This is a genomic window from Dehalobacter sp. (assembly GCA_023667845.1).
Classification (GTDB): domain Bacteria; phylum Bacillota; class Desulfitobacteriia; order Desulfitobacteriales; family Syntrophobotulaceae; genus Dehalobacter.
Genome location: JAMPIU010000066.1, coordinates 1 through 1,272, shown reverse-complemented (window position 1 = coordinate 1,272; position 1,272 = coordinate 1). Strand labels below are relative to the sequence as shown.

Here is a 1,272-nt window from a genome sequence, read left to right as displayed (position 1 = left end):
AATCTAGCTTCTCTGGCCTGTGATATAAGACAGGAAATATATGAGCCGCAGCCAGTACTAATAGTAAAAATGCGGCAGGGGAGCAAGGAGCGTTCCATAGGTATATCCTCTGTATGTGACCGTGTTGTGCAGCAGGCGCTCTACTTACTTTTAACACCTCTTTTTGAGCCGGATTTCTTAGAATGTTCATATGCATATCGCAAGGGTAAGAATGCTTTGATAGCGGTTGATGAAGCGCAGAGACAGCTTTTGGCGGGGAAATGCTGGGTTGTGGAAACTGATATAGCCAACTTTTTCGATAATATAAAACACGATTTGCTAGTGGACTGCCTGCGTAAAAAAATTACTGATGAGCGCGTGATAAACCTGATTAAGCACTGTCTTAAGTTAAGCAACTTTTACTCTATGAGTATATATGAGGTTGTTCTGGGCGTCAGCCAGGGGAGCGCGTTGTCTCCTTTGTTTGGGAATATCTATTTAAACCAGGTTGACTTAGAAATGAGTCGTCCGGATTTTTCTTACCTGCGTTATTCTGACGATATACTGGTTTTAGCAGAAACGAAACAGGTAGCGGAGGACGCTCTGAACAGTTTTAAGGCATCTATTAATAAAATCGGCCTGGATATAAAGCAGGAGAAGACCAGGATTTTGCACGCTGGTGAAGGGTTTAATTTTTTGGGATATCATTTTGATCTTTTTGGGAAAGGGCCAAGTGTGCGTGCCCTGGAGGCACTTGCCGAAAGGCTAAGGACGCTAAACCAGGGCTGTGATAATCTATCCCTGCCAGATAGATTGGCAAAGGTGGAGTCAGTTCTGCGAGGTTGGGAAGAATACTTCGGAGCCGCTGAAACATTTGAGCCGGAAGATTTGTATTCCTATTATATTTTGTTGTCCACTTCCGTTAAACGAGGTAAAACGGACAGGCTGGATGAACTGGCGGCTCAGCGCTGCCGTATTGCTGGCGGGGATGAGAAAATTAAGCTTCATATTGCCGATTTTTGGCTGAGGAACAACCACAAAGTCAAGGCAATCGAGGAAGCGGGGCGGTTGCTGGTGGAAAATCCTGAATGCCGGGAGGCGGGAGAATTTCTTATTAAGTTATTTAACCTTGAGGCTGGGGAAATAGATGAAATATTAAAAATAGTTCAAGATGTTTTGCAAGATGGCCGGGAAGAAGACTACATGTCTTTGGCGGAAACCTGTGCCTCAAAAGGTCTGTACGATCTCGCGATGGAGTTACAGGCTGCTTCGCTGCCGAGGTCTTCAAAAGAT

Annotated in this window: 1 protein-coding gene; it reads left to right on the top strand. The window is 44.8% G+C overall.

Going from position 1 to position 1,272, the window contains the following annotated elements:
* Nucleotides 1–69 precede the first annotated feature (69 nt).
* Nucleotides 70–1,272, top strand: a 1,203-nt coding sequence (locus NC238_05305) for a reverse transcriptase domain-containing protein (protein MCM1565356.1), incomplete at its 3' end; no start/stop codon positions are given.